General features: G+C 45.9%; 20 protein-coding genes, 9 tRNA genes and 1 other RNA gene. 21 read left to right on the top strand and 9 right to left on the bottom strand.

Annotated features, from left to right (window positions below):
• Positions 1–70 precede the first annotated feature (70 nt).
• The 14 genes from B0475_RS04810 (at position 71) to B0475_RS04745 (ending at position 9,413) form a co-directional block, all read left to right on the top strand.
• Positions 71–161: transfer RNA gene (locus tag B0475_RS04810), tRNA-Ser, on the top strand.
• Positions 162–392: 231 nt separating this feature from the next.
• Positions 393–470 (top strand) — tRNA-Arg (locus tag B0475_RS04805).
• A 131-nt stretch (positions 471–601) separates the two neighbouring features.
• A tRNA-Pro gene (locus tag B0475_RS04800) sits at positions 602–678 on the top strand.
• Between the two features lie 18 nt (positions 679–696).
• A tRNA-Arg gene (locus B0475_RS04795) sits at positions 697–773 on the top strand.
• A gap of 13 nt (positions 774–786) precedes the next feature.
• Positions 787–862 (top strand) — tRNA-His (locus B0475_RS04790).
• Positions 863–895: 33 nt separating this feature from the next.
• A tRNA-Leu gene (locus B0475_RS04785) sits at positions 896–980 on the top strand.
• 26 nt (positions 981–1,006) lie between these two features.
• Positions 1,007–2,311: a trigger factor gene (gene tig / locus B0475_RS04780; protein ID WP_077410601.1), complete on the top strand. Its 1,305-nt coding sequence runs from the start codon at positions 1,007–1,009 to the stop codon at positions 2,309–2,311.
• A gap of 2 nt (positions 2,312–2,313) precedes the next feature.
• Entirely contained in the window at positions 2,314–2,916 is a 603-nt protein-coding gene (gene clpP, locus B0475_RS04775) for an ATP-dependent Clp endopeptidase proteolytic subunit ClpP (RefSeq protein ID WP_109862344.1), read from the top strand.
• A gap of 160 nt (positions 2,917–3,076) precedes the next feature.
• Complete coding sequence (gene clpX, locus B0475_RS04770) at positions 3,077–4,339, top strand: ATP-dependent Clp protease ATP-binding subunit ClpX (protein WP_077410597.1); 1,263 nt, start codon at positions 3,077–3,079, stop codon at positions 4,337–4,339.
• Positions 4,340–4,348: 9 nt separating this feature from the next.
• Complete coding sequence (gene lon / locus B0475_RS04765; RefSeq protein ID WP_077410595.1) at positions 4,349–6,751, top strand: endopeptidase La; 2,403 nt, start codon at positions 4,349–4,351, stop codon at positions 6,749–6,751.
• A gap of 256 nt (positions 6,752–7,007) precedes the next feature.
• Complete coding sequence (locus B0475_RS04760; protein ID WP_077410592.1) at positions 7,008–7,280, top strand: HU family DNA-binding protein; 273 nt, start codon at positions 7,008–7,010, stop codon at positions 7,278–7,280.
• 13 nt (positions 7,281–7,293) lie between these two features.
• Positions 7,294–7,369 (top strand) — tRNA-Val (locus B0475_RS04755).
• Between the two features lie 5 nt (positions 7,370–7,374).
• Positions 7,375–7,451 (top strand) — tRNA-Asp (locus B0475_RS04750).
• 63 nt (positions 7,452–7,514) lie between these two features.
• On the top strand, positions 7,515–9,413 hold the full coding sequence (locus B0475_RS04745; RefSeq protein WP_077410590.1) for a SurA N-terminal domain-containing protein: 1,899 nt from the start codon (positions 7,515–7,517) through the stop codon (positions 9,411–9,413).
• A gap of 583 nt (positions 9,414–9,996) precedes the next feature.
• Here the strand turns inward: B0475_RS04745 and B0475_RS04740 are convergent.
• The 5 genes from B0475_RS04740 to B0475_RS04720 all read right to left on the bottom strand — a co-directional run bounded on the left by B0475_RS04740 (position 9,997) and on the right by B0475_RS04720 (position 15,403).
• Positions 9,997–11,259: an amidohydrolase family protein gene (locus tag B0475_RS04740; RefSeq protein ID WP_077410588.1), complete on the bottom strand. Its 1,263-nt coding sequence runs from the start codon at positions 11,257–11,259 to the stop codon at positions 9,997–9,999.
• Complete coding sequence (locus tag B0475_RS04735; RefSeq protein ID WP_077410586.1) at positions 11,256–14,258, bottom strand: amidohydrolase family protein; 3,003 nt, start codon at positions 14,256–14,258, stop codon at positions 11,256–11,258. Before B0475_RS04735 ends, B0475_RS04740 begins: the two co-directional genes overlap by 4 nt.
• The gene (locus tag B0475_RS04730) at positions 14,258–14,776 is read right to left on the bottom strand and encodes a chalcone isomerase family protein (RefSeq protein WP_077410584.1); all 519 of its coding nucleotides are present in this window, start codon (positions 14,774–14,776) and stop codon (positions 14,258–14,260) included. Before B0475_RS04730 ends, B0475_RS04735 begins: the two co-directional genes overlap by 1 nt.
• A 91-nt stretch (positions 14,777–14,867) precedes the next feature.
• Positions 14,868–14,944: transfer RNA gene (locus B0475_RS04725), tRNA-Met, on the bottom strand.
• A gap of 153 nt (positions 14,945–15,097) precedes the next feature.
• The gene (locus B0475_RS04720; RefSeq protein WP_077410582.1) at positions 15,098–15,403 is read right to left on the bottom strand and encodes a DUF2834 domain-containing protein; all 306 of its coding nucleotides are present in this window, start codon (positions 15,401–15,403) and stop codon (positions 15,098–15,100) included.
• An 85-nt stretch (positions 15,404–15,488) separates the two neighbouring features.
• Between B0475_RS04720 and B0475_RS04715 the strand changes: the two genes are divergently transcribed.
• Positions 15,489–16,298 carry a helix-turn-helix domain-containing protein gene (locus B0475_RS04715; protein ID WP_077410576.1) on the top strand — a complete coding sequence of 270 codons (810 nt, stop codon included), beginning with the start codon at positions 15,489–15,491 and terminating at the stop codon, positions 16,296–16,298.
• Between the two features lie 21 nt (positions 16,299–16,319).
• Here the strand turns inward: B0475_RS04715 and B0475_RS04710 are convergent, their stop codons facing one another.
• On the bottom strand, positions 16,320–17,927 hold the full coding sequence (locus tag B0475_RS04710; protein WP_077410574.1) for a peptide chain release factor 3: 1,608 nt from the start codon (positions 17,925–17,927) through the stop codon (positions 16,320–16,322).
• 153 nt (positions 17,928–18,080) lie between these two features.
• Between B0475_RS04710 and B0475_RS04705 the strand changes: the two genes are divergently transcribed.
• Complete coding sequence (locus B0475_RS04705) at positions 18,081–19,166, top strand: right-handed parallel beta-helix repeat-containing protein (protein WP_077410571.1); 1,086 nt, start codon at positions 18,081–18,083, stop codon at positions 19,164–19,166.
• 55 nt (positions 19,167–19,221) lie between these two features.
• On the opposite strand, the gene B0475_RS04700 is transcribed toward B0475_RS04705, so the two are convergent.
• The 3 genes from B0475_RS04700 to B0475_RS04690 all read right to left on the bottom strand — a co-directional run bounded on the left by B0475_RS04700 (position 19,222) and on the right by B0475_RS04690 (position 22,320).
• On the bottom strand, positions 19,222–21,537 hold the full coding sequence (locus tag B0475_RS04700; RefSeq protein ID WP_077410569.1) for a TonB-dependent receptor: 2,316 nt from the start codon (positions 21,535–21,537) through the stop codon (positions 19,222–19,224).
• A 96-nt stretch (positions 21,538–21,633) separates the two neighbouring features.
• Positions 21,634–21,903 carry a hypothetical protein gene (locus B0475_RS04695; protein ID WP_077410568.1) on the bottom strand — a complete coding sequence of 90 codons (270 nt, stop codon included), beginning with the start codon at positions 21,901–21,903 and terminating at the stop codon, positions 21,634–21,636.
• Positions 21,904–22,011: 108 nt separating this feature from the next.
• The gene (locus B0475_RS04690; protein WP_077410566.1) at positions 22,012–22,320 is read right to left on the bottom strand and encodes a hypothetical protein; all 309 of its coding nucleotides are present in this window, start codon (positions 22,318–22,320) and stop codon (positions 22,012–22,014) included.
• A gap of 432 nt (positions 22,321–22,752) precedes the next feature.
• Here B0475_RS04690 and ssrA point away from each other — a divergent pair.
• The 5 genes from ssrA (at position 22,753) to B0475_RS04665 (ending at position 26,378) form a co-directional block, all read left to right on the top strand.
• Positions 22,753–23,105: a transfer-messenger RNA gene (gene ssrA, locus B0475_RS04685) on the top strand.
• 155 nt (positions 23,106–23,260) lie between these two features.
• Positions 23,261–24,595: a tyrosine-type recombinase/integrase gene (locus tag B0475_RS04680; RefSeq protein WP_077410564.1), complete on the top strand. Its 1,335-nt coding sequence runs from the start codon at positions 23,261–23,263 to the stop codon at positions 24,593–24,595.
• On the top strand, positions 24,592–25,431 hold the full coding sequence (locus tag B0475_RS04675; protein ID WP_077410562.1) for a hypothetical protein: 840 nt from the start codon (positions 24,592–24,594) through the stop codon (positions 25,429–25,431). Before B0475_RS04680 ends, B0475_RS04675 begins: the two co-directional genes overlap by 4 nt.
• A 144-nt stretch (positions 25,432–25,575) precedes the next feature.
• Positions 25,576–25,785: a helix-turn-helix transcriptional regulator gene (locus B0475_RS04670; RefSeq protein ID WP_077410560.1), complete on the top strand. Its 210-nt coding sequence runs from the start codon at positions 25,576–25,578 to the stop codon at positions 25,783–25,785.
• A gap of 101 nt (positions 25,786–25,886) precedes the next feature.
• The gene (locus B0475_RS04665; RefSeq protein ID WP_077410558.1) at positions 25,887–26,378 is read left to right on the top strand and encodes a hypothetical protein; all 492 of its coding nucleotides are present in this window, start codon (positions 25,887–25,889) and stop codon (positions 26,376–26,378) included.
• The last annotated feature ends 142 nt before the right edge of the window (positions 26,379–26,520 follow it).

Genomic DNA, 26,520 nt, shown 5'->3' with positions numbered 1-26,520 from the left:
AAGGCGTTTCCCATTGGGAGCGCAGGTTTGCAGAAAGACAAACCCTAAAAAAACTTTCAACCATGAATATGGAGAGTTGGCCGAGTGGCTGAAGGCGCTCCCCTGCTAAGGGAGTATGGGTTAAAAGCTCATCGAGGGTTCGAATCCCTCACTCTCCGCCATATTTATTCAGGTCCGAACAGCGGGCTGAAATAAATATACCGGAGCATGAAGGTTGAGAAGCCGAGGTTCGAAAAAAACGCCGGGAGCGTTTTTTATCGCCGCAGGCGCCGCGAAGCGGAGAAAACAGGAAGTTTTCTATCATCCCGAATGTTTCGTGCAGTTCACGCAAAAAATGTTGAGATTTATGGTTGACTTAACAGGTAAAAAGCAACATAATTCGCAACCCTTGAGCGCCCGTAGCTCAGTTGGATCAGAGTACCTGGCTACGAACCAGGTGGTCGGAGGTTCGAATCCTTCCGGGCGCGCCATTTTACAGGATGAGGTTAAGTCTAAATTAATCCCATTCGTTCATTGAAATATGAACAAGAAACCTCAATTTATCATTGAACTTGGTGGTTTTAGGTATTAAAATTCGCCAGCTTGATGAAATGAGTACCGTCGGGGTATAGCGCAGCCTGGTAGCGCAACTGCTTTGGGAGCAGTGGGTCGGGAGTTCGAATCTCTCTACCCCGACCATTTTACATATGACCATATGCGCCCGTAGCTCAACTGGATAGAGCATCGGCCTTCTAAGCCGAGGGTTGCAGGTTCGAGTCCTGCCGGGCGCGCCAGGTAGGCATTGTGGTGGCTGTAGTTCAGTTGGTAGAGCGCCAGATTGTGATTCTGGTTGTCGTGGGTTCGAGCCCCATCAGCCACCCCATCCTTTCTTTTTTCATCATGATGATACATTTCAGCGAAAGTGGCGGAATTGGTAGACGCGCTGGTTTTAGGTACCAGTATCATTTGATGTGAGAGTTCGAGTCTCTCCTTTCGCACCAATTAATGATTTACACGTGGAGTAAAGATGCAAATCTCAATCGATCAATCTGAAGGTTTGGAACGTTTGGTTAACATTGCTTTAGAAGCAGATGATATTCAATCTAAAGTAGATGCCAAGTTAACAGAGCTGGGCAAAGAAGTCAGGCTCAAAGGGTTCAGACAAGGCAAAGTTCCTAAAAACATCTTAAAGCAAAGATTTGGTCAACATGCCAGGCAAGAAGTGCTGGGCCAATTGATGCAGGATTCTATTGAAAAAGCCATCAAAGACAACGAGTTGAACATTGTTTCTGCTCCTGAAGTGACCAAAGCCGACGACACCGAAAATGGTGGTTTCGAGTTTCAGGCCAAAGTTGAGCTGATGCCACAAATTCCGGAAATTGATTTCACGGCCATTAAGGTGGAAAAAGCAGTGTCTGAAGTGAAAGATAAAGACATCGACGGAATGATCAAAAACCTGCAGAAACAAAAGCAGGATTGGAAAGAAAGCAAAGGCAAAATAGCCAGCAAAGACTTGGTGACCATTGAGTACAGCGCGGCCGGAAAAGACTTCACTTATCCTGAAGATGGCACTGAAAAGATGGGTATCTTGCTGGGTGAAAGCCGGGTCCCTGAAGAACTGGCTAAATCGCTGGTGGGACTGAAAGTCAAAGAAGAAACGGCTGTTGAACTGGAGTTCCCTGCAGACTTCAATGTCAAAGAGCTGGCTGATAAGAAGGCCAAAATGTCTTTGACTGTGACTGATGTTCGGAAAGCCAAATTGCCTAAAGTTGATGAAGAATTTGTGAAGTCATTTGGTGTGGAAAGTGGTGATGTTGAAGAGTTTAAATCTGACATCAAAAAGAATCTTGAGCGTGAACTGAAGCAATCAGTCAGCAATGGTTTCAAACAAAACGCTCTGGAAGGACTGCGTTCTGCTTGCGAAGACACCGAGGTGCCACAATCAATGATCAGCAGAGAAAGTGAGCAAATGGCCAGACAAGAGCAGCAACGGGCTATGCAAATGGGCATTGAAAATGCACCGATGCCAGAACCCGCTCAGTTTGAAGAAGCTGCTAAAAAGCGCATTCTGAACACCCTGATCATCCAGGACATTGCCCGTAAACAGGACATCAAAACTGATTTTGCCAAAGTTCGTGAGCAAATCAATGAGATTGCTCAGACTTTTGAGCAACCTGAAGAAGTGGTGCAAATGTACTACAAGAACCCTGACCTGATGGCTGGTATTGAACAGACTGTCGTTGAAAGTCAGGTCATGGAGTGGCTGGAGTCTCAGGTTTCTATTAAAGAGAAAAAACAGTCATTTGATGACATCATGAAGCCAACCGCATGAATATGAACCGAATTGAAGAAGCCATGAACCTGGTGCCTATGGTGATTGAGCGCACTGCCAGGGGTGAGCGATCTTACGACATCTATTCAAGACTGTTGAAAGAACGCATCATCTTCCTGGTGGGGCAGATTGAAGATCACATGGCCAATCTGGTGGTAGCGCAATTGTTGTTTCTGGAAGCAGAAAACCCGGATAAAGACATCAATTTGTACATCAACAGCCCTGGTGGAGTGATCACCTCAGGGATGTCAATTTATGACACCATGCAATTCATTAAACCCGATGTCAGTACCATGTGTATTGGTCAGGCTGCCAGTATGGGGGCTTTCTTGTTGAATGCGGGTTCTGCCGGCAAACGTTTTGCATTGCCAAATTCCAGGGTCATGATTCATCAGCCTTTGGGTGGCTTCCAGGGCCAGGCTTCTGACATTGATATCCACGCCCGTGAAATGCTCAAAGTCAAACAAAAAATGAACGAACTGATGGCCAAACATTCAGGTCAGCCGGTTGAGAAAGTGAGTCAGGATACTGACCGCGATCATTTCCTCAGTGCGGAGGAAGCCAAAGAATACGGCATCATTGACCAAGTCATTGAATCCAGATAATATCCCGCCACATTCTGTCAAACGAGCTGTTATTTACCTTGAATAACAGCTCGAAATCCACATATTAGCATCTATAAAGGCAGTAATTAACGTCAATGCTGTAGGCAATGACCCGCAATTTCTGTATCATATTCATATTACAACTGCAAAAAACCCAACTATGAGTGAAAACAAAGGATTAGAAGAAGTCAAACACTGCAGCTTTTGCGGAAAAAGCCAGCAGGAAGTGACTAAACTGATCGCCGGACCCAGTGTCTTTATCTGCGATGAGTGTGTTGATCTGTGTAATGAAATCATCCGTGACGAAATGGAAGAGTCACTGTCAGAAAGCCTGGAAGACCTGCCAACTCCAAAACGCATTCATGAATTATTGAATGATTATGTGATTGGCCAGGAAAATGCCAAAAAAGTTCTGGCGGTAGCTGTCTACAATCATTACAAAAGAATCCGTTCTAATCATTCCGATAGCAATGATGAAGTGGAACTGTCCAAATCGAACATTTTGCTGGTAGGGCCGACCGGTTCCGGTAAAACCCTGTTGGCGGAAACCCTGGCAAGAATTCTTAACGTCCCTTTCACCATTGCTGATGCTACCACCCTGACCGAAGCCGGTTATGTGGGTGAAGATGTTGAAAACATCATTCAGAAGCTGTTACAAAATTGTGATTACGATGTGGATAAAGCCGAATCCGGTATCATTTACATTGATGAAATCGATAAAGTATCCAGAAAATCAGAGAATCCATCCATCACCCGTGATGTTTCCGGTGAAGGGGTGCAACAGGCCCTGTTGAAACTGATTGAAGGTACGGTGGCATCGATTCCGCCTCAGGGTGGCAGAAAACACCCACAGCAGGAGTTTTTACAGGTTAATACCCGCAACATTCTGTTCATTTGTGGTGGTGCATTTTCTGGTCTTGAAAAAATCATTCAGGAACGTTCAGTTAAAACCGGTATAGGGTTTTCTGCTGAAGTGGCCTCACAGAAAGAACAGGATGAACAGCTGGCTTTGTTTGATGGGCTGGAATCAGACGACCTGGTGAAATATGGCCTGATCCCTGAGTTTGTTGGTCGATTACCTGTGTCAGCCACCCTGGAACGGTTGGACGAAGCGGCATTGATCAGGATTCTCAAAGAACCCAAGAATGCCATTTCAAAACAGTTTATGCGATTGTTCGACATGGAAAATGTTGAGTTGGAAATCAGAGACGACGCTTATGAAGCCATTGCCAAACTGGCTTTGGCGAGAAAAACCGGTGCCAGGGGCTTGAGAACCATCATGGAGTCCGCATTATTGGAAATCATGTACGAATTGCCGGATCAGGAAAACATTGAAAAAGTTGTGATTGACCGGGCAGTGATTGAAGACGGTAACAAACCGTATCTGGTATACGGAAAAATTGCCAATCAGGTAACTGAATAACACTTATTTATGACAAACCCACAAGAAAAAACGTCTGTATTGCCACTGAGAGATGTGGTGATTTTCCCCGGTATGGTGGTCCCATTGTTCGTGGGCCGCGAGAAATCAGTATTGGCCCTGGAAAGTGCCATGAAAACCAATCAACCTGTGATTCTGGTTGCCCAGAAACAGCCTGAGGTTGATGAGCCACATCTGGATGATGTTTATCAGGTTGGCACCTTATCTTCGATCCTGCAAATGGTTAAATTACAGGACGGTACACACAAGGTGTTGATCGAAGGAAAAACCCGGGTTCGTATTCAGGACCTTGAAGACGATCAGTATTTCAAAGCCAATTACATTGAAAGCAAAGTGGTCAAAGCGCCTGCTGACGCTGAATACCTGGCCATGAAAAGGACGTTGCGGGAACGCTTCAAAGAGTACGTCCGCAAACACAAAAAAATCCCCAAGGAAATCACCAACAACATCACCAGTATTGAAGACATTGGTAAATTGACCGACACCGTGTCGGCACACCTGGTCATCAAGCATCAGGACAAACAGAATTTACTGGAAATAGTGGATGAAGGTGAGCGCCTGGAGCACATCCTTGCGATCATAGAAGCAGAACTCGAACTGATCATCATGGAGAAGAAAATCCGTGGTCGTGTCAAAGGGCAAATAGAAAAGAATCAACGTGAGTATTACCTCAACGAACAAATCAAAGCCATCAAGAAAGAATTGACGGACATTGATGAGTCACATTCAGAATATGCCGACCTGGAAAAGAAAATTGCAGATACGCAATTGTCTGACAATGCCAGGGAAAAAGTGGATGCGGAATTCAAGAAATTGCAAATGATGCCCCAGATGTCAGCAGAAGCCACAGTGGTGCGCAATTATCTGGATACCATTTTGGCGCTTCCGTGGCAACAGCGCAGTGAGCTGAAACTGGATTTGGCATATGCCAAAAAAGTGCTGGATGAGGACCATTATGGTTTGTCAGAAATCAAAGAACGCATATTGGAATACCTGGCTGTCCAGCAAAGAACCCCCAAAATGAAAGGCGCCATCATGTGTCTGGTGGGTCCTCCTGGTGTTGGCAAAACATCACTGGGTAAATCAATCGCCAAGGCCACTAACCGCAAATTCAGCCGGTTCTCATTGGGAGGCGTGTCTGATGAATCTGAAATCAGGGGGCATCGCAGAACATACATCGGTTCGATGCCTGGCAGAGTGATCCAAAACATTTCTAAAGTGAAAGCCTGTAATCCGGTGATGATCCTCGATGAACTGGATAAAATGTCACGCGACTTTCGTGGTGACCCGGCAGCCGCTTTGCTTGAAGTGCTGGATCCTGAGCAAAACAATGCATTCACTGATCATTACCTGGAAGTGGATTTTGATCTTAGTGAAGTGATGTTCATAGCCACCGCCAATTCTCTGAATATTCCCGCACCTCTGCGTGACCGTATGGAAATCATCAGGATTCCTGGCTACACTGAAGAAGAAAAAATTGAAATCGCGGTACGTTATTTGTTGCCCAAACAATTAAAAGCGCATGGCTTGGCCAACCCAGAGGTTAAACTCTCCAAAGCCGCCATCCGTGACATTGTTCGTTACTATACCCGGGAATCAGGTGTCAGAAGCCTGGAACGGGAAATTGCCAAGATCTGTCGCAAAGCAGTGAAACAATTGTTGTCCGATAAGAAACTAAAATCCATCAATGTGTCCATCAAGAACCTGACAGACTTTCTGGGGGTTCGAAAGGTGAGTTTTGGTGTGGCTGAGAAAAGTGATGAGATTGGTAACGTCACTGGCTTGGCCTGGACTGAAGTGGGTGGTGATCTGCTGCAGATTGAGGCCGCAGTTTACCCAGGGACTGGAAAACTGAACCTCACAGGTCATTTAGGATCAGTGATGAAAGAATCCATACAGGCTGCTTTATCAGTGGTCAAATCAAGGGCGGCCCTGTTTGGAGTGAGTCAGGATATGTTCACCAAACACGACATTCATGTGCACGTGCCTGAGGGTGCCACACCCAAAGACGGCCCCAGTGCCGGGATCGGGATGTGCACCGCATTGGTATCTGCCCTGAGCCAGAATCCAGTCAAAGCAAATGTGGCGATGACTGGTGAAATAACCTTGCGCGGCAGGGTGCTGGAAATCGGTGGTCTCAAGGAAAAATTGTTGGCAGCCCTGAGGGGTGGTGTGAAGACGGTCATCATTCCCAAAGACAATGAAAAGAATTTGTCTGAGATGCCAGCGAACATCACAGAGAAACTGAACATTGTTCCGGTGCAGTGGATTGATGAGGTTTTGACCCTGGCATTGTCACAGAAAATCAAGCACATCACAGCTGAAGATGCAGAGAAGGCTGACGTCAGTCTACTGGAAAAACAAGCTGGATTACAGAACGAGAAAAGTCATTAACAATGAACCAGTAACGGTTCATTGTTAATGTGAATAGCAACCGCACAATTTCACCATAATTTTCGATTTATCAACAAATAAGACTTGCTTATCAAATCAAGCTATGCTTACGTTTGCGCATAATGTGAGGGGTTTTGCAAAGCTGAAAAAAATAATGAAAATATATTGGCAAAAAGCGCTTGAGTTGTTATAAAATGCGCCTTTCTTGACGCATGATGTCAATAATTAAAATACAACGAGACGAAGGAGATACACAATGAAAAAACAAGATTTTATCAAAGCTGTTGCTGACAGTGCTAACGTGTCACAATCCACAGCCAGTGACTGTTTTGATGCGGTGGTTGGAACCATCACTGAATCTTTGCAAAAAGGCGAAAAGCTGACTTTTGTTGGATTCGGAACTTTTTCTGTTAAAGAGCGTGCAGCGCGTCAAGGTCGTAACCCAAGAACCGGTAAAACCATTGAAATTAAAGCTGCAAAAATTCCAGCATTTAAAGCTGGAAAAGCATTAAAAGATGCAGTAAACTAACGCTCCCTGAATCGGGTGCTTAGCTCAGCTGGGAGAGCATCGCCCTTACAAGGCGAGGGTCGGGGGTTCGATCCCCTCAGCACCCACCAGATTCGGAGCGGTAGTTCAGTTGGTTAGAATACCGGCCTGTCACGCCGGGGGTCGCGGGTTCGAGTCCCGTCCGCTCCGCCACATAAAAGAAGGGTGTCATTCAGACACCCTTTTTTTTTAGCAACAATTTAGACGAAAAAAGATATGTTAACTTGGATCAGAAAAAAATCATCAGGCGTGTTCATGACCGTTGTCATGGGCATTTTGATTTTGGCATTTGCCTTGTGGGGAGTCGGGGATTATTTTGCTCAATCCAGCAACGATACCCTGGCCACAGTCAATGGTGAAACCATTACTTACACCGAGTTCAATTCGCAGTTCAATACGTACCGCAACAACATGTTGAATCAGTTTGGTGAAGGTTTCGACCCCAGTTTTTTCGACACGCCAATGATGCGGAGAAATTTTCTGGAGTCAATGATCAACAACGCGTTGGTTAAACAATTGGCCCTGGATAACGGTTACACCATCACTGAAGCAGAAATCAGAGAAACCATTGAACAGGCACCGGCATTTCAGGATGCAAATGGTCAGTTTGATAAATCCTTATACGCTGCCTGGCTGGTACAAACCAATCAGTCCGCACAAATGCTGCAAATGAAGCTGGAAGAAGAGCAGGCCGGTCAGGTACTCAATGAATTGTTCAATACCACGGCTTTTGTAACGCCTTTTGAAACCAATAAAATGGTTCAGTTGAACAAACAAACCAGAGATTTTGACTACATCACCGTAGATCCGGCTCAATTCATTGAAAGCATTGAATTGTCAGAAGAAGAAATCACTGCCTATTACGATGAAAATGCCGCTGAATACATGACTGAAGAACAAGTTTCTGTCAACTACCTGGAACTCAATGCGGCAGATGTGGCCATGCAGATTGAAATTGATGAAGCAGAAGCATTGCAATATTTCGAATCTGATAAGGCCCGTTTTCAAAAGCCTGAACAAAGACTGGCTTCGCACATCCTGATCAATGATGATGGTAATGCAGAAGCTCAATTACAGGACATTCAGGATAAACTGGCCGCCGGCGAAGCATTTGCTGAACTGGCTGAAGCTTATTCGCAGGACCCTGGTTCAGCCAGCAGTGGTGGAGACCTGGGTTGGGTATCACCTGATGACATGGTTGATGAGTTTGAGGATGCATTATTTGCCATGGAAGTGGGCAGTGTCTCAGAGCCTGTCAAATCACAGTTTGGCTATCATCTGATTCAATTGAATGACATCAGACCGCCTTCAATTCCAGTTTATGAAGAAGTTAAGTTTGACATCATTCAGGAACTGCAGGCTTCACAATCTGAAAACGTATTTCTTGATCAGGCCAGTTTGTTGTCTGAGCAAGTGTTGGATGCCGGTGCAGGTTTGGATGCCGCTGCAGAAGCCACTGGTCTGAGTATTCAAACCACAGAATTTTTTGGCCGCAGTGGTGGCGTGGGTTTGGCCGCCAATCCAGAATTCATCAATGCCGCGTTTTCGTCGATTGTTAAAGATGAATTACTCAACTCAGATGTTATCAATATCTCCGACACACACATTGTGTTCCTGAACCTCAGCGAAGTGAAAGAAGCATCGTTGAAACCACTGGAAGAAGTCAGGGAAAGCATTGTCACCGCTTTGAAAAATGACAAAGCTGCTGATCAGGCCCGTGAAATGGCAGATGCCATCATGGCCGAACTGGAAACTGGAGATGCTGATCTGACACAAGCGGCTGCTGACCGCGACCTGGAAGTACAACAAGCCAGGGACATTGCCCGAACAGGATCTTCCTTGCCGTTCAGTTTGGTGAAGAATGTTTTTGAAATGGGCCGTCCGGCAGATGATGTGACTGCCGAAGTCCTGGAGAGCAATGGCAATGAGTTGGCAGTGGTGCATTTACTGGCGGTCAACGATGTAAACCCTGAAGAAATGGAAGACAAGAGCACAGACTCAGCTCAATTGAGCAGAAACATCAAAAACAATGAACAGGTGTTATTGCTTCAGGCGCTGCGCGAATCAGCCAGTGTTACCATCAATGAAGATTTGCTTAACCAGTCAGCGCTGTAAGCCTGATTGTTCAAACTTTCATGAAAGGAGCCTGAGGGCTCCTTTTTTTGTGGGTAAAGGTTCATTTCGGGATGCTTGATCTCACGCCCTTTGTTTTATGCCCTGTAGATATACACCAGCAAAATGCCATCAACGCAAGGTCCTGAGAATGAATTATATGAGTTCCTGTTCAATGTCAGCATGTACAACAGCCAGCCATGTGTGGGTGTTGTTGTAACGGGCCGGCAATGCCAATTGATACCAGGGGGTTAATCAAGCGGAGTGATCTATTCAGCTTTTCAAGGTTTTGTCACTCATTGTTGTTCGATTGGAATGATATACAGGTTCATGAACTCACTGTGGCAGGCAAGTCACGCGTTGTCTACTGCGATCAATTAATCAGGTTGGTTGTTTGTGCTGATGATCAGTGTTTCCTGGCCTTTACCTGACAGGTTTTCTATGAATGGGTGACTGTCATCAGTATTCAGTGATCCAATCAATGCCAAATAAATGACTGATTGAGTGCTGTTGGTCAGGCCAACGGGGTCTCAAATAAAAAAAAGGAGCCTGAATGGCTCCTTTTCAATGCGTTTAAGGCATTTGCTTACTGGTCGTATTTTTCCTTGTAACGTTCATACAACTCTTGTTGACGGGTGTGCAACTCGACCGGTCTGCCATCAATGTATGCTTGTTCAACCACATTACCCCGCATATCCAGGGCATCTCCCTGGCTAATGAAAAAGGTGGCGCTCTTACCAACTTCCAGGGTGCCGTATTGATCATCAATGCCCAGTATTTGCGCAGCTGTGCCGGTGATCATTTGCAGGGCTTGTTCAGTTGACAGGCCGTAGGCCACAGTACTCCCTGCGGCAAAAGCCAGGTTGCGCGAACTCATGGATCCTGGATAAGTCAAGGCAGTCTGGATACCAGCCTGAAGCAGCCTTGCCGGCAGGCTGTAGCGTTCATCGATGGAGTCATCGGACAGTTGGGGGAGGGCATGTGTACCATTGATGATGACACTGATTTGCTGTTCTTGCAGGAACTCAATGACAGATCCTGCTGCTTGTCCAGTAACCAAAACAGGATCATCTATTCCCATTGACTTGATATGGCTGATGGCCTCAATGATTGACTTGGGGTTGTTGGTGTGGATGAAGACTTTCTTTTGCCCGCTGAACACTGGTTTGACGGCATTGAGTTTGACGTTATTGTCATGACCTGTACTGCGTGCATCTGCCAGTAAGGCTTTGATCTGATCAGTTTTCTCAGTGTACTTGTCGTCTTTTTTCAGTTGCATGGTAAAAGTGCTGAAATCAAATCGCTTTGACCACTCAGCAGGCCAGTTGATGTGCAGGCCATCATCGGCTTTGACCACAGCATCTTCCCAATTCCAGGCGTCCAGCTGGACCACTGAAGAGGTGCCGCTGACCAGTCCACCAGAAGGGGTGGTTTGGGCCAAAAGAATGCCATTAAAACGCATTGTGGGTATGCGTTCCGAGTCGGTATTGTAGGCAATCAGTGCGCGGACATTGGGGTTGAGCTGTCCGGTTTCTGTGGCATCTATGGTGGCCTTCACTGAATCCACTTCGGTCAGCCCCAGATTGGTTGAAGCCAGAATGAATCCAGGGTATATGTGTTGACCCTTAAGATCAATTTCGCTGCCATCCAGGGCCATTCTGTAATAGCCCGCACGGCTGATTTTCCCATCACTGATGGCAAACTGTGCATTTTCCAGAACTTCGCCGTTACCCACATGGATGTTGGCGTTGATGAATACCTGGTCAACCGGTTTTGCAGCCGGAGCAGGGGTCAATGCAGAGGCTGCCATTGAGCACATCATGAGGGTTGTGGTGATGACTTTTTTCATTGCTGTGCTCCTGTGTAAAACATGTGGTCAAACTCATGGTATCCGGTGATGCTTTCGCATTCATAGGTTTTGGGTGGCATTGATTTGAAAGGTGCTTTTTGCCCTGGTGACGCTTTGCTGAGATCAATCAGCCGTTGTTTTTCAGTGGCTATCATGGACTCAAGGTCAGCTTGTTGTTCCCGGTCAAAGTAAAGCACACCATCAACCAGGGTTTTCTCAGCCTTGGCATAAATCGACAGCGGATGATCAGACCACAATACCAGATCAGCGTCTTTACCAACGGCAATGGAACCCATGCGGTCATCAAGGTGCAACAGCTTAGCTGGATTGAGCGTCACCAATTTCCACGCTTCGGTTTCGCTCAGTCCTCCATATTTAATTGCCTTGGCGGCTTCCTGATTTAACCTTCTGGACATTTCTGCTGAATCTGAATTGATGGCAGTGACCACACCTTCGTTGTTCATCAGTGCCGCGTTGTAGGGAATCGCATAATTAACTTCCCATTTATAGGCCCACCAATCGGCAAAAGTAGATCCGCCCACTCCATGGGCTTTCATTTTGTCAGCCACTTTGTAGCCTTCGAGGATGTGGGTGAAGGTGTTGACCCTGAAATCGAAATCTTCAGCAACATGCATCAACATGTTGATTTCAGATTGTACATAAGAGTGGCAAGATACAAAGCGTTGTTGATTGAGCACCTCAAGGGTGGCTTCCATGGCCAGGTCTTTACGTGGTGGGGTGGTTCTTTTTTGAGCCCGGCTACTGAGGTTGTTGAAAGCCTGCCATTCCTGTTCGTATGCCCTGGCTTGGGTAAAGGCATCGCGGTAAACCTGTTCGACGCCCATGCGGGTCAGCGGATAGCGGATAGAATCCTGGCTGCGCGAACGTTTGACGTTTTCACCAAGGGCAAACTTGATGAAGCCTTTGGCGTCATCAATCAGCAGGTCTTCCGGGTGACTGGCTCCCCATTTGAGTTTGATCAGGGCAGATTGACCACCAATTGGATTGGCCGAACCGTGCAGTAATTGAGCAGCGGTGACACCGCCTGAGAGGTTGCGATAGATGTTGATGTCATGCGGATTGACCACATCCTCCATTCTGACCATTGAAGAATTGACGGCAATGTCATTGACAGACAACAATGCGATGTGGGCATGTTCATCAATGATGCCTGTGGTCAGGTGTAGTTCACTGCCATCAATCACTTTGATGTCATGAGCGGCTTGCAGATTTTGTCCCAGTTTGTTGATTTTGCCATCGATCACCAGGACATCGGTGTTTTGCAGAATGCCTTGCTCTTCATTGGTCCACACCGTGGCGTTTTGAATCAGCACCGAGTCACTGGGGTCGATGGAAGCCATGCCATAAGCAGTGAATGGGCTTGGAATAACCGGCTGCGTGGGTTGATCTTTGGTCGGATCAGTCTGCTTGTCAGCATCGAGGTCGCTGGTTTTACTGATCACCCAACCGCTGCCGTCGGTGGCATTGATGGCGTGGTCTTTGATCAGGCCCAGCAGTTTGACTTCTTTTTCATCTGACTTAACCGTCAGTTTAGCGAATTGTCCAGCTGTGGTCAGCTGATAGCTGTACGGGTCATCCTCTGCAACCGGAGAGAGTTTGTATTTACCTTTTTCGCGCTTCAGTTCAAACTGATGGCTGTGGTCTTTCATGGCCAGTTCATACATTCCGCTCAACAAATCAGGCCGGCCATTGATGGTGTGGTTTTGACCAGCCACCCAGGTTTCTGCGATTTGCGTGCCTTTGGACAACAAAGGTCCATCGGTGATCACCAGATTGGCCAGATAGCCTTCAGCCACAGCGCCGAGGTCTTTGGCTCCCAACAGTTGAGCTGGTGTTTCTGTCAGTGCAGCCAGTGCCGCGCGTTGACTGAGGCCTTTTTCATGTGCGGTTCTGAGGTCTTTAAGAAAGCCTCCCAGTGCCTTAGGTCCTTCGTCCGGAACCAGTGCGAAAGTGATTTCCTGTTGTTCCAGCAGTGCAGGATTGTGGGGTGCCAGTTCCCATTTTTTCAGGTCGGTATAATCAATGTTCCAGGCATCAAGCTGATCATGAATTTCAGGTGCTTTGGGAAACTTCAGGGGCACGATCAAAGCCTGGCCGGTGGCTTTCACCGCAGTCAGGTTTTGGTAAGAATCCCCTTGGGTTCTGACCATGAATTGAGTTGCAAATTCGGTGGCGATTTTATCTGCCAGGAGGTTTTGCTGCCAATTGCCCACGGTGATGAATTTAGGCAGTTGTTGCTGTTGGTTGATGGCTGCCAGATCAAGGTCTACCATGACGTCCTGCCTGGCATACCAGTCGGCATCCAGCCAGGTTTGTCTGATCAATGCCGCCGCACCCATCAGAGATATTGGGTAATCTTGTTTGGATGAACCTTTGTCAAATGAGTAATGTTGTGCCACCTGCGACTTGATGATGCTCAATTCAGGGGCGCCATCAGACAAGTGTGTCAGCACAGAAGTGCCGCGCATGATGCCGTCTTTGCGGTGACTCAGGGCCACAGTGAATCCGGCTTCACGAAGTTTTTGATTGGCTTTGGCATCGGTGTTGAAATGCTCAGCGGCATCGTAGCTGGCTTTGATGGCTTCGTTGTTGTTATATGCACCTGGTTTGGTGCTGTTTATGGTTTCTTTGCCACCCCAGCTGAATGGTGGTTTTTTGTCAGGCTCAGGCAAACCGGTTGACGCATCCAGGTGGATGAATCCGGGATAAATGTGTAAACCACGATAATTGATTACTTGGGCATCATCGGGTACCTGATTATCCTCGCTGATTCCCACAATGCGGTCACCTTGTATCAATACGGTGGCTTGTTCAAGGGTTTTATCCGGATTGACATGAATGGTGGCATGGGTCAATGCCATCAGTGGGGTGCGCTGATCAATGTTGCCATTGACGGTTTCTGTGGGTACTTGTGCAGCCTGCGCGAATTGGCTGCAGGCAAGCACAGCCCAGGCTGTCAACTTGAGTTTTGTATTCATTATTTTCCTATTTTGAGTAGACGGTTAAGTAGTTTTGCCGTGGTGACAGGGTCTTTCAGCAACCAGGCGTGGTGCAATGCCCGGTTGACTTCAGAGCCGATGATGGTGTGCAGTTCCTGGTCATCAATAACCAACTGGGTTCCTGAATCGGGTGAAAAATAAAAATGCCAGCGATCTGCACGCCTGGCTTCAGGTAATTTTTCAACCAGTCGATTGATGATGATTTGATTGAACTTGATGGACTCTTGGTCTTTCAGGTTGTTTTCTATGAGTTCTTTGAAGTGTTGGTGAACCTGTTCTTCGGTGGTCACTGGCACCAACCATTCAATTTCAAACTGCATGGTTTGTACACCATTTCTGATGTCGCTGGCGTCATGGATGCCTTTGGGTGCAAGTAAGGTGAGTCGATAAGGTGTTTTGTAACCCCAGTCAATGTCGGTACTACCTAAATGAACCCATTGGGTTTCTGAGTAGGTCAGGGCATTGATCAGCCAGGTCAGCAAGAGGATAGATTTCATGCAATGATTATAAAATGAAATGCATGATAATACAAAAGCCCGTTGGCCTGTTTTGTGAAGTGGACCGTGGTCCTGAAAAATGGGGGAGAAGTGGTGGCTATACCTGGACTTGAACCAGGGACCCCAGCATTATGAATGCTGTGCTCTAACCAGCTGAGCTATATAGCCACAAGAGAGCGCGAATTTTCATATCAATCATGCTTTTTGTCAAGTTCTTTCCGTAGAAATAAACGCATTTTTGCTGTCGGTATTCCTGACTGCCCCCGAATGCCTTCAGGTCGGGGGCAGTCGCTCATTGGCCAGGCTGTTTTTGCTGGCTGGTTAATTGGCAACTGAGGGTTGTTTTTGATTCAACTTGAACAGTAAAACATACAACAGTGGGGCTATGGAGCCAGTGACACATGTCCCCAGGATCCAAGGCCAGGGGTTTCGCCCGGCCTGTTTGGCATCCTGCCACAACCACAATAAAAACAAACCCAAGGCAATGACCAGATCTGTCAGTACCTGAATACCTGCATAGGTACTCAGTTGAAAGGCAAAAAGTCCCACATAACCATGATGCCACAAAGCCACTGCAGTGAGGCCTGAAAACAACAGCAATACCAGGCCGGCAATCCACTTTTTCATATCTATTCTCCAGGTAATCAGATTCAGTGGTTGTATGGTGTCATATATGCTTAAATGTGGCCATTACCTCTGAGGTTAAGTGGATATGAAAAGCAGTGCCCTGATGGTCCCTCAAAATACCCTTGGTTCGATGTTACGTTTCTGGCGCCAGCAAAAAAACATCAGTCAGTTACAACTGGCCATGGACATTGGTATCTCAACCAAACACCTGAGTTACATGGAAAATGACAAGTCAAAACCCAGTAAAGAGATGGTGATGTATCTTGGTCAGGCCCTGTGTTTGCCATTCAGACAACAGAACCGTCTGCTGGAAGCGGCGGGTTATGCACCTCATTTCAAGGAACAGGGACTGGACAGTGAAGAGATGGCATTGGTTAACCAGGCATTGCAACAATTGCTGAATAACCACAATCCTTTTCCCGCGCTGGTAATGAACAGTCGTTATGATGTTTTGCTGAGTAATTCAGGATATCAGGCATTTTTAACAGCGGTTATGGGTCAGCGCAACAGGCAACAATATAACAATGCGCTGGAGTTGTTTTTTGCCAGCGATGGATTGCGTTCTCAGGTGAAGAATTGGGATCTGGTGGCTCCGATGCTGCTGGCCAGGGTCAGGGAAGAGGCCATCAGCCTACAGGATGATTGGTTATTGAACTGGGTCAATGCAGTGGACTCGCCTGAACCAGCGAAAGACAGCATGGGTCACTTGAATTATGGATTACCTATGTTGACACTGGAATTTGATTTCAATGGAAAAACCGGGCGTTTTTTTACCACCATTGCCACCATCGGTACACCATTGGACCTCACCACGCAGGAAATCAGGCTGGAGCTGCTGTACCCGGCTGATGAATTCACTCAACAGCTGTTTACAGCCCGGGGAAACAACTGCTGAGTAAAGTCTGCATCTTATGACTTAAGGTCGGGTTTTTAATGTCTCTGTGGTGTTGTGGAAGCGGATGTCAGGATGGCGGTCTTGTGCCAGTTGCAGGTTCACCATGGAAGGAGCCAGATAAACCAGGTGTCCATGGGCATCTTCTGCGAGGTTCATTTCATTTTTGTTCCTGAACTGTTGCATTTTCTTGTCATCGTCGGTATCCACCCAGTAGGCAGTGCGGGTATCAACATTTTCAAAGATGGCTTCCACATTGTATTCCCGTTTCAGGCGATAGGCGACCACTTCAAACTGCAGTACACCGACCGCACCAAGGATCAGTTCATTGCTGATCAATGGCCTGAAAAACTGAGTGGCTCCTTCTTCAGATAACTGTGCCAATCCTTTTTGCAGGGCTTTGAGTTTCAGTGGATCTTTGAGTCTGGCCCGGCGGAATAACTCCGGCGCAAAGCTGGGAATTCCGGTGAACTGCAGGTTTTCGGTTTCGCTGAAAGAATCACCAATGCTGATGGTCCCATGGTTATGTATGCCGATGATGTCACCCGGATAGGCGTGTTCAACATGATCCCGGTGTTCAGCCAGAAAAGTCAGGGCATTGGGAATCTTGATGTCTTTTCCAGTGCGGGAATTTTTCAATTTCATGCCCTGGGTGAAGACACCGGAACAGATGCGCATAAAGGCCACCCGGTCACGGTGATTGGGGTCCATATTGGCTTGTATTTTGAACACAAAGCCACTGCATTTGGTTTCGTCAGGCTCAACCACCCGTTCGGTGGTGGCCCTGGGTTGGGGCTCAGGTGCATGCTCAACGAATGAGTCCAGTAACGGTTGCACACCAAAGTTGTTGATCGCTGAACCAAAAAACACTGGGGACAATTCACCGTTCAGGTAGGCTTGTTTATCAAATTTATGCGAAGCGCCCTGTACCAGTTCAATTTCTTCACGCAACTCGGCGGCCACATCGCCCAGCTTTTCATCAAGTTCAGGTGAGTTCAAACCTTTGATCACCACAGCCTGCTGGGTTTCATAGTTCTTGCCGGCTTCATACAACAAGACTTCATCATCGATGAAATGATAAACCCCTTTGAGTCGTTTGCCCATGCCTATGGGCCAGGTGATTGGAGCACAGCGGATTTTCAGCACGTCTTCCACTTCATCCAGTAATTCAATCGGGTCTTTACCCTCCCGGTCAAGCTTGTTGATGAAGGTATATATTGGGGTGGTTCTCAGGCGACACACTTCCATCAGTTTGATGGTTCGCTCTTCCACACCTTTGGCACAATCGATCACCATCAAAGCCGAATCCACAGCAGTCAGCGTGCGGTAGGTATCCTCCGAGAAGTCGGCATGGCCCGGGGTGTCCAGCAGGTTCATGGTGCGACCTTTGTAAGGGAATTGCATGATGGAGGAGGTGATCGAGATGCCCCGTTCCTGTTCCATGGCCATCCAGTCTGAAGTGGCATGGCGATCGGCTTTTCTGGATTTCACCGAGCCCGCGACCTGAATGGCACCACCGAACAACAGAATCTTTTCGGTGATGGTGGTTTTACCCGCATCCGGATGCGAGATGATGGCAAACGTCCTGCGGTTCAGGTATTCGTTGCGTTGTCCGGATTTTGATTGAGACATGAAAATGCGCCCGATGAAACAAGGGGCGCATTTTACCAGAAAATCTGCCTGGATAGTATGGCAGTCAAAAGCTGGTAATTGGTGAAGTTATTTTGTGTGGTTTTTGAACTGACTGGCATTTGAGAGGTTAATCAATGAATAAGAGGAAGTACCATGAAAACCACCATCACCGCTTTGTGTCTGCTGTCGCTGACGTCTTTGCCTGTGGCAGCTGCAGAATTCTGTGTCGGCACGGCCACTGAATTGAGAAACGCATTGAACATTGCCTCAGGCAACAATCAGGATGATGACATCCGGGTTGAACTGGGGGTGTTTGCCAGCAATGGCAGTACTTTCCAATACAATGAAACCCAGGGGTTCGATTTGCGCATTTCCGGAGGTTGGATCGATTTTTTCGACAATGATTGCGGTATTCAGTCCCCCAATCAACCGCTGGGCACCATCCTCGATGGCTCTGAAACCACCCGGGCACTGTACATCAGAGCTTCAGGTGATGCGGACATCGAAGTGACTAACCTGACCTTCAGAAATGGTGTCTCCAGTCAGTCCGGTGGTGGCCTGAACATCGTCCGGGTAAACAACCTCAACAGTGGTGAAGTCACCATTGCCAATAACGTTTTTATCAGCAACCAGGCCACCTTTGGATCGGCCATGAGTGTGTCAAGTGCAGATACCTTCCATCTGCGCAATAACCTGGTCATCGACAACAATGCGCTGGTACGGTATGCGGTTCAGGTGGTGCAAAATGACGCTAATGGCATCTATTTCAATAACAACACAGTGACAGGCAATACCAGTGACCTGCTGGATGAATCGGGTGGGGTTTACCTCTCCACCAGTGGCTCCTCAAACCTGCTGGTAGCCAACAACGTCCTCAACGGTAATCAGCTGCAAGATCTGGATGGCCGGAATTCGGCTTCATCTGTTTTTTACCTGTTTGATAACAACCTGGATGTCTTAACCGGTAGTGCTCCTGATGTGGTCAGTGGTAATTTTAATTTGCCCAACCGGTTTGAAAGCGGACTCTTCAGTTTCACCCCTGATGTGGATTCACCGCTGGTCAACGCCGGTCGCTCACCGTGTGGCATGGTGTGTCCGTTTCCCACACCATTTGTCAATGACTGGAGTCTTGGCGACACCGATGTGCTGGCTCAGGGCCGGGTTCAGATTGGCGTGGTCGATATCGGTGCGATTGAATCCGGTCATGCCAGGGATTTGATCTTTTGGGACCGGTTTTGAGTGAAGAAAGGGTGTTACTCAGGCTGGTGGTGAAACCAGCCTGAGTAAGGATTAATCAGAAGGTCAGACGGAAGCCCGCAGAAATGCTGCGGCCTGGTCTGGGGGCGATGTCCTTGATGAATGAGGCGTGGTCACGGATTTCCTCATCCAGCAAATTGGCGCCTTTGATGAATACCAGGGTTTCGAACTGATCTGAATAGTGAACCCAGTTCAGACTCAGGTCCAGCAGGTCATAGCCCTCAGTGGGCAGCTCAAATTCTGCAATGGAGTTTTGTCTGGCCACATGGGTGTGATCCAGAGAAACTGACCAGGGCCCACGCAACCAATTGATGTTGACGCCATATCGCTCAGCAGGAATGCGGGGAATATTGTCCCCGGTGTTCAACTCGGCTTCGGTCATGTCAGCAAACAAACGAAATGACCATTGGTTGTTCCATGAGTCATCAAACTGATAGCCCAGATCAGTTTCAAAACCGGTGAAGGTACTGTTCTGCTGCACGTATTCAAAGATCGGCGTTTCTTCCTCTTCCAGACCGGTGTCACGCAAAAAGATGTAGTCATCAATCTGGTTGTAGAACACCGACAGATTGAAACTGAAACCTTCGTTTCGGTAGCGCAACCCGATGTCCAGATTATTGGCGGTTTCGTGAACCAGGTCCGGGTTACCAATTTCGATGGTTGAGGTGGCCAGGTGAGGAATCAGCTCATCAATGCCGGATTGGTTTGAGAAGTACTCTTCTGCGGTGGGCAGGCGTTGGGCTGATGACAGATTAACCGGCAAGGTCCAATGCTCATTCAGATCAAAAGTGGCGCCCAGTGAGACACTGAAGGCTGAATCGGTGATGTCATTGAACAGTGCAGTGTCAACTGTCTGATCATCATAGCGAAAACCAAACTCACCGTGCCAGCCATCAAAGTCACGTTCTTCAATCAGGAACAGACTCCAGATGCGGGTTTCTGATGGCAGGATGTACGCTTCTTCGCCGATGGCCGAGAAATCACGGTTCGACCACTGTAATCCCCACACGCCTTCAAAACCGGCCCGTTGGCTGTGCGTCAGTTCGAAACGGAATTCGTCAGCCTGATTATCAAAAACAGTGCCAATTTCATCACCTTCCAGTTCAATGTGCTGGTAATCTGTATTGGAGTAATGGGTTCTGAATTGAGTGAAGTAATTGTTGTTGGCAAAGCGGTGCAGGCCTTTCAGGTTAAACACTTGTTTGTCCAGATCGATGCGCACAATTTCTTCTTCCTCTTCATCATGCTCGTCGCCATGCTCATCGCCATGATCGTCATCATGATCATCGTGCTCTTCTTCATGGCCGTGCTCATGGCCTGGAATGCCATAGTTGCGATCGAAGTCAGAAAATGAAACCCCCCAGTAACCTTGTTGATTGAACACGGTCAGGCCGACATTCACACCACTGGAATTGACCGAAGAATTTTCCAGCAAACCCATGCCTTCTTCTTCCTCTTCTTCGTCTTCATCATGGCCTTCGGCTTCGTGCAGGATTTCAGATTCAGCATTGCCGGGGATTTCATAGTCATCAGTTTGTGAGTCGAAATAACTGAAATGGCCGGCCACTCGGTCATTGAACCCATAGTTCAGCGACAACACACCCGCCTGTTCACCCAACGCACTGTCAGAAAAGCGGCCTTCCAGACCACCATTCAGACCATCAATCGGTTGAGTGGGTATGGTCTCATCGATGACATTTACCAGACCGCCAACGGCACCACCGCCGTAGAGCAGGGTTGCGGGGCCTTTAAGAACTTCGATTTGTTTGGCCAATAAGGGCTCTGAAGAGATCCAGTGATCAGGAGATACAGAAGCTGCGTCTTGATTGGTGATGTTGTTGGTGAGTACCATTACCCGTGGGCCTTGTTGGCCGCGGATTACGATTTGCCCTGAACCTGCTCCAAAACTGCCGGAGTTAACGCCACTGATGTTATTCAGGGTTTGGTCCAGTGACAGGCCACGATCCATGACCAGGTCTTCCTCACTGAGGATGGCCACTGGTGTGGTCATTTTCAATTGGCTGTGTTCCAAAGGGTTGGCAGAGACCACCAGGTCATCCAGTTTAAGCAGATCCACATTGACCACCAGGGCATCGCCTGTATGATCTATCACGGTGTTGTAATGCTTGCTGTTGGAAATTTCGATGTCAATTTCATACTCGCCCAGGGGCAGGTCGGCAAACCGAAACTGACCTTCATTGTCAGAAATTGCGGATTGGCCGGATTCGTGTATCCGGACTTTGGCTTGGCTGATGCGTTCGTTTTTGTTGTTGGTCAGGGTGCCCGTCAACTCAGCAGATTGTGCCCAGACGGATGTGCTGCACAACAACAGCAGCAGTGAATATATTTTCATGATTCATTCTCGTTAAATCAGAGACTCATGTCTCAGGTGTGATGATGTACGCCCACGGTCAAAGACCAGGGCTGTTTTGTTATGTAAAGGGGTGATTTAACTGAATACGGGTGGTCCACGTGGCGCTTGTTGCAACGGGACTGTTTGATGAACGAGGGGTTGGGTAACAACGACCGGACCATGTTGAGTCGATGGCCAATGGTTACTGGTGAAGAGTTCCGCAGCCACATCGCTGTCATCAGATGACTGGATGTGCAAGCAGATGTCACAAACGCCTTGTTCATGCACTGAAATCGTATGCACCATATTGGCACTCAGTGCCAACAGGAAGACAACGATGAAAGTGTGGGTCAGACGATTGCTCATATTGGCTATTCTAAGAGCTGTCTGACATAAATCAATAGGTCAAAGGTGTTTTTTTATCATCAACACCTGGCAAAGCCAGGCCAGGTGTTGATGGTGAAGGGCCGGTGATCAGTCTTTTTGACAGAATTGAACCACACTCACACCAGGGCTGGCCAGGACTGCATTGAGCTGTTGCTGACAATATGCCATGGTGCTGCCAGTGAGGGTCAGGAAATTAACCCGATGGGTGTGTTGGCCATTTTCATTGGTGTACCAGGTGATGTAACTGACCTCTGCACTGTAGGTGGCAGATGGGTCATCAAAATCATCATCGCGGCCGACACCCACTGCGGTACAACCAGTACAGGCGGCCTGCGCAGATGCGGCACCCAACAGCAGGCTGAAAGTAAATAAAATGGTTTTGCCATTGATTTTCATGTGGTTCTCCTCTTTTGGTAAAAATAAAAAAGTGTTGTTTTATAATGTGTTCATCCATCGTTGGTTTGTGTGAACATCTGATGTTGATGAAGCGGTGACCAGTGTATCGACCATCAGGCTTTGGTGGTTGAACTGCGCTGGTCAAAATTGGTAAAAAATAAAAAAAATCCATTGATTTCAATTATATAAACCGACTTGGTAAAGTCTTTTGGAATGTGTGTTTTACCGATTTTTTAACAGACCGTGAGTGGTTTAATGTTTTATTAATGTCTCCACCACCGCGTAAAAAGGCTGTTATGTGGTATTTTGGGTCCTTCTGTGGAAGCAGGTACAACCATGGATCGGCTGTTTCAGTTGTCATTCATCTTTAAGGTGATACAATGGCGCCATTGAAATAGATGATTAAACCCATATATTTTAAGGACCAAACAAGGGGACGACCTGGCTTCGACGTGGGTAACGAAACTTGTGGGTGCATGCCGAGGGTGAAATTCACCTCGTAAAACTCAATTTCAAAGTTATAGTTGCAAACGACGATAACTACGCTTTAGCAGCTTAATTGCTAACGGGCACTCGCGATTTCTTGCGTTCGTGAACTGTCCGTCATAACCAGCAAGATCGCTTGATGTGCTGTCTAGACGCATCAAGTTAAATTAAATCTATTCTGGTGTCGGTAAATCCTGATTGGCGGAGTTGCCGGCATAAGATTAAAAGCCAAAACTAAGCATGTAGAGCTCCAAGCGGAGGACTTGCGGACGCGGGTTCGATTCCCGCCGTCTCCACCATATCAAGGTACAAGGACGTATCTTAACTTCCACCAAACCCATACATACCAACAGGTTTAAATCAAAACATGATATACTTACGTCCACAGGAATCCAGCTAGAAACACTGTTATTGGTGGTAACGCTGGTGGTAACGAACATTTAGTGGTGGTAACGTGGCGATAATCAAAGACACAACAATAAAAAGTCTCAAAATTAAATATTACGAAGATGGCGATAAAAAAGGTGAGCCTAAACAGTATAAATTTACAGTTGATGTCGGCTTTTATGTGTTGGTTAGAAAGAACGGTTCAAAACTCTGGCAACACCAATACCGCATCAATGGAAAAAGAAAAGTTTCCTCTTATGGCCAATATCCAAAAGTCTCACTGAAAGACGCAAGAATCAAATATCTGGAAACATGTGAATTACTGGATAAGGGGATTGATCCGTTTGAAGAGAAAAAAAGAATTGAACTAGAACAAGCTCAAGAAATCGAAGCACAAAAAACAAAAGAACAAAAAGAAGCTGAAGAAAGAAGCCACCTAGAAAAATTCACCTTTGAGAAAATGGCCAAGGAATGGCATGAAACTAAATGTCCAGAATGGAGCGAACGCCACAGACATGAAGTTATGAGTTCACTTGATCGCTTTATCTTTCCTAAAGTTGGTCATAAACCGATCAGTGACATCACAAGATTTGATTTGATGGAAATATTCAAGGGAATTGAAAGCAGAAAAAACCCTCCATTAACAGCACTCAGAAAAGTAAGGCAGCGAGTCGAAAGTATATTTTGGTATGTCATTGATACCTATGGCGGTACTGTAATCTTCAGCAATCCTGCATCTGATATCAAGAGTACATCATTTAAAAAAGAAAAAGTCAGAAACCTCAGAGCCCTTAGCAGTAATGATTTACCTATTCTTATGGATGGCATTGAAAACTACACTGGATTCACCACCACAAAACTGGCTTTGAAGATGCTGGTTTACACCTTTGTAAGAATGAGCGAGTTAAGGTTTGCCACTTGGGAAGAAATCGATTGGGATAAAAGAGTTTGGATAGTGCCTCGTGAAAGGATGAAACGAGATAAAGCCTTGGTTGTACCAATTTCAAATCAAGTAATGACCATTCTCGAAGAGCTAAAATCAATCAACGGAGATTTTCCTTACCTCTTTGCCAGCGCCCATAAACCACATAAACAGCCCATCAGTGAAAATGCCCTACTGGTTATGCTGAAGAATATTGGACTGTGGCAAAAAACAACTTGTCATGGACTGAGGTCAACATTCTCAACAGTGGCTAATGAAGCTCAAATCAATCCTGATGTGATTGAACGACAATTAGCCCATGCACCCAGCAACAAAATACGCAGTGCCTACAACAGAAGCGAATACCTACCTCAAAGAACTGCTTTGATGCAATGGTATGCAGATTATGTTGATGGGGAAAGAATAGCCTTTGATGAATTTTATGAGTCTTTTAATTATGAAAGTTACAGTGAAAGATGAAAATTTTTAAACCTAAAAACTTAAGTGACGTAAAAGGTTTGCCGGAATGGTTTGATTACAACCACTACATAAGATTAAGTGAAGAAAAAGATTTAAGCATCTGGGCTATGGAGTTTCTCAAAAGAAATGAGGGCTTTAATAAGGAATACCTTGTTGAATCAACAGGTGGAATAACCTACAAGAATGGAAATCCAGGTATAAAACTAGAATGGAGAAATGGTGTATTTACTAGTTGGATGCCACATAAATATTTAAATGATTTGAAGAATCATTACTTTGAAGAAGCTGGAGGAATATTTATTCCTGATGAGGAGAAAGATGAGCATCCTCAAACAATATTTGAATCATATATCAGAACAACGGAAGCCAACCCCAAAAAAGAGTATTACATGGGATACCATAACTACAGTAAGACTGGGCTTACATATTTTCCAGATAAAGAATCTCTTGAAAAATATCGAGATAATGTTAGAAAGCTAACTCGTACAACCAGTTCCATATTAATAAATGCTGAAATGCCCATTAAAAAAATCCTAGACGAAGTTAAAACCCAAATTTCAAAAATTAGAACTGCAAAAGGTATATTAAAACCAAGAGTCAAATATCATAAATTTGACACATGGGCCATGGGACTTGGATGTTTTGATTTAAAAAGAAAAGGAATGAAAAAATCAGAGATCATTAAAAAGTACTTAGTTTATTGTTACACAGGATCACAAATACCAGACTCTCAAACCTTGACCGACGATGAAAATAATTACTGGAAGGACGCCTATGACCAGACTGTAAAAATGATTGAAGAGGGCTGGAAAGCCCTTGTCGGAAATCCAACCTAAATCCACCATTCTCGAAATGGTGGATTTTGACGCATTAAGAAATCCACCAGAATATAAATTCCATATCATTAACATATTCCACATGGATGTAATAAAACTTATATCCATACATTAATTAATTTATTTATTAACTGGAGATGTTATATGACACAAGAGAAATTTATCAGATTAGAACAACTACTACAGATAGTTCCCATGTCCAAATCATGGATATTTGCCAAGATTCAAGCCGGAGAATTTCCAAGTAATTTTAAACTTGGGAATTCAAGAGCAGCAGTCTGGAAACTATCCGAGATTAACAAATGGATGGAAGAACAGTCTGAGGAGGTAGTTAATGAATCAGCAAGTTCTTAAAGCTGTTATTTTTAATAACCCAATAAAAAACCCGCTCAACTCTGCAAAGTCATCACGGGTTTTAATTCGCCACTTAAGGCAACAATACAGGAGAAATTCATATGAATTCAACCAACAACAATTATAACAACGAATCACATAGCAGTCCAATCAAGAATGTTATTCCATTTAAATCAAATTTATCAGCAATTGATGAAACTCACTTGATCAAAGAAGGTGTTTATGAAGCTACTTTGAACACCTGGGAAACTACAATCAGTTTTGGACTACCTAGATTAATCTTATATTTCACCATCACTGAATGTGGTGAGCATTTTGGAAAGACATTCCGAAAGTTCTACTATGTAAAAAAACTCAATGGTAAGCCAAAAATTAAAGGCAAATTCATAGCTAAATGCTCTGGATCTTTCCTCAAACATTGGTACAAAGTTTTTCCCAAAATCAAAAGACTCAGGACAGACAGGGTTCCGATGCAAAACCTAAATGGAATAGTCATTAAGGTTAAGGTCAGAACTGTAAAGAAAGACTTTGAAGGCGATAAACTGCCAGAACAAATGCAATATTCAGTTGTAGATGAATTGCTAGAAAATTAGATTCATTCAATATTATAAACTTTACTTATCACAACCCATCGTTATCTAACCTATTTAAAATAGTTAAATAGCGGTGCTAAAAACTAGATATACCAGTATTTAGAGTGAGAATAAATAAAAGTATTAATGGCAAGTTTGAATC

Source organism: Marinicella sediminis, from assembly GCF_002000055.1.
GTDB lineage: Bacteria > Pseudomonadota > Gammaproteobacteria > Xanthomonadales > Marinicellaceae > Marinicella > Marinicella sediminis.
The sequence above is the reverse complement of the archived record's forward strand: the minus strand, read 5'-3'. Positions and strand labels throughout refer to the sequence as shown.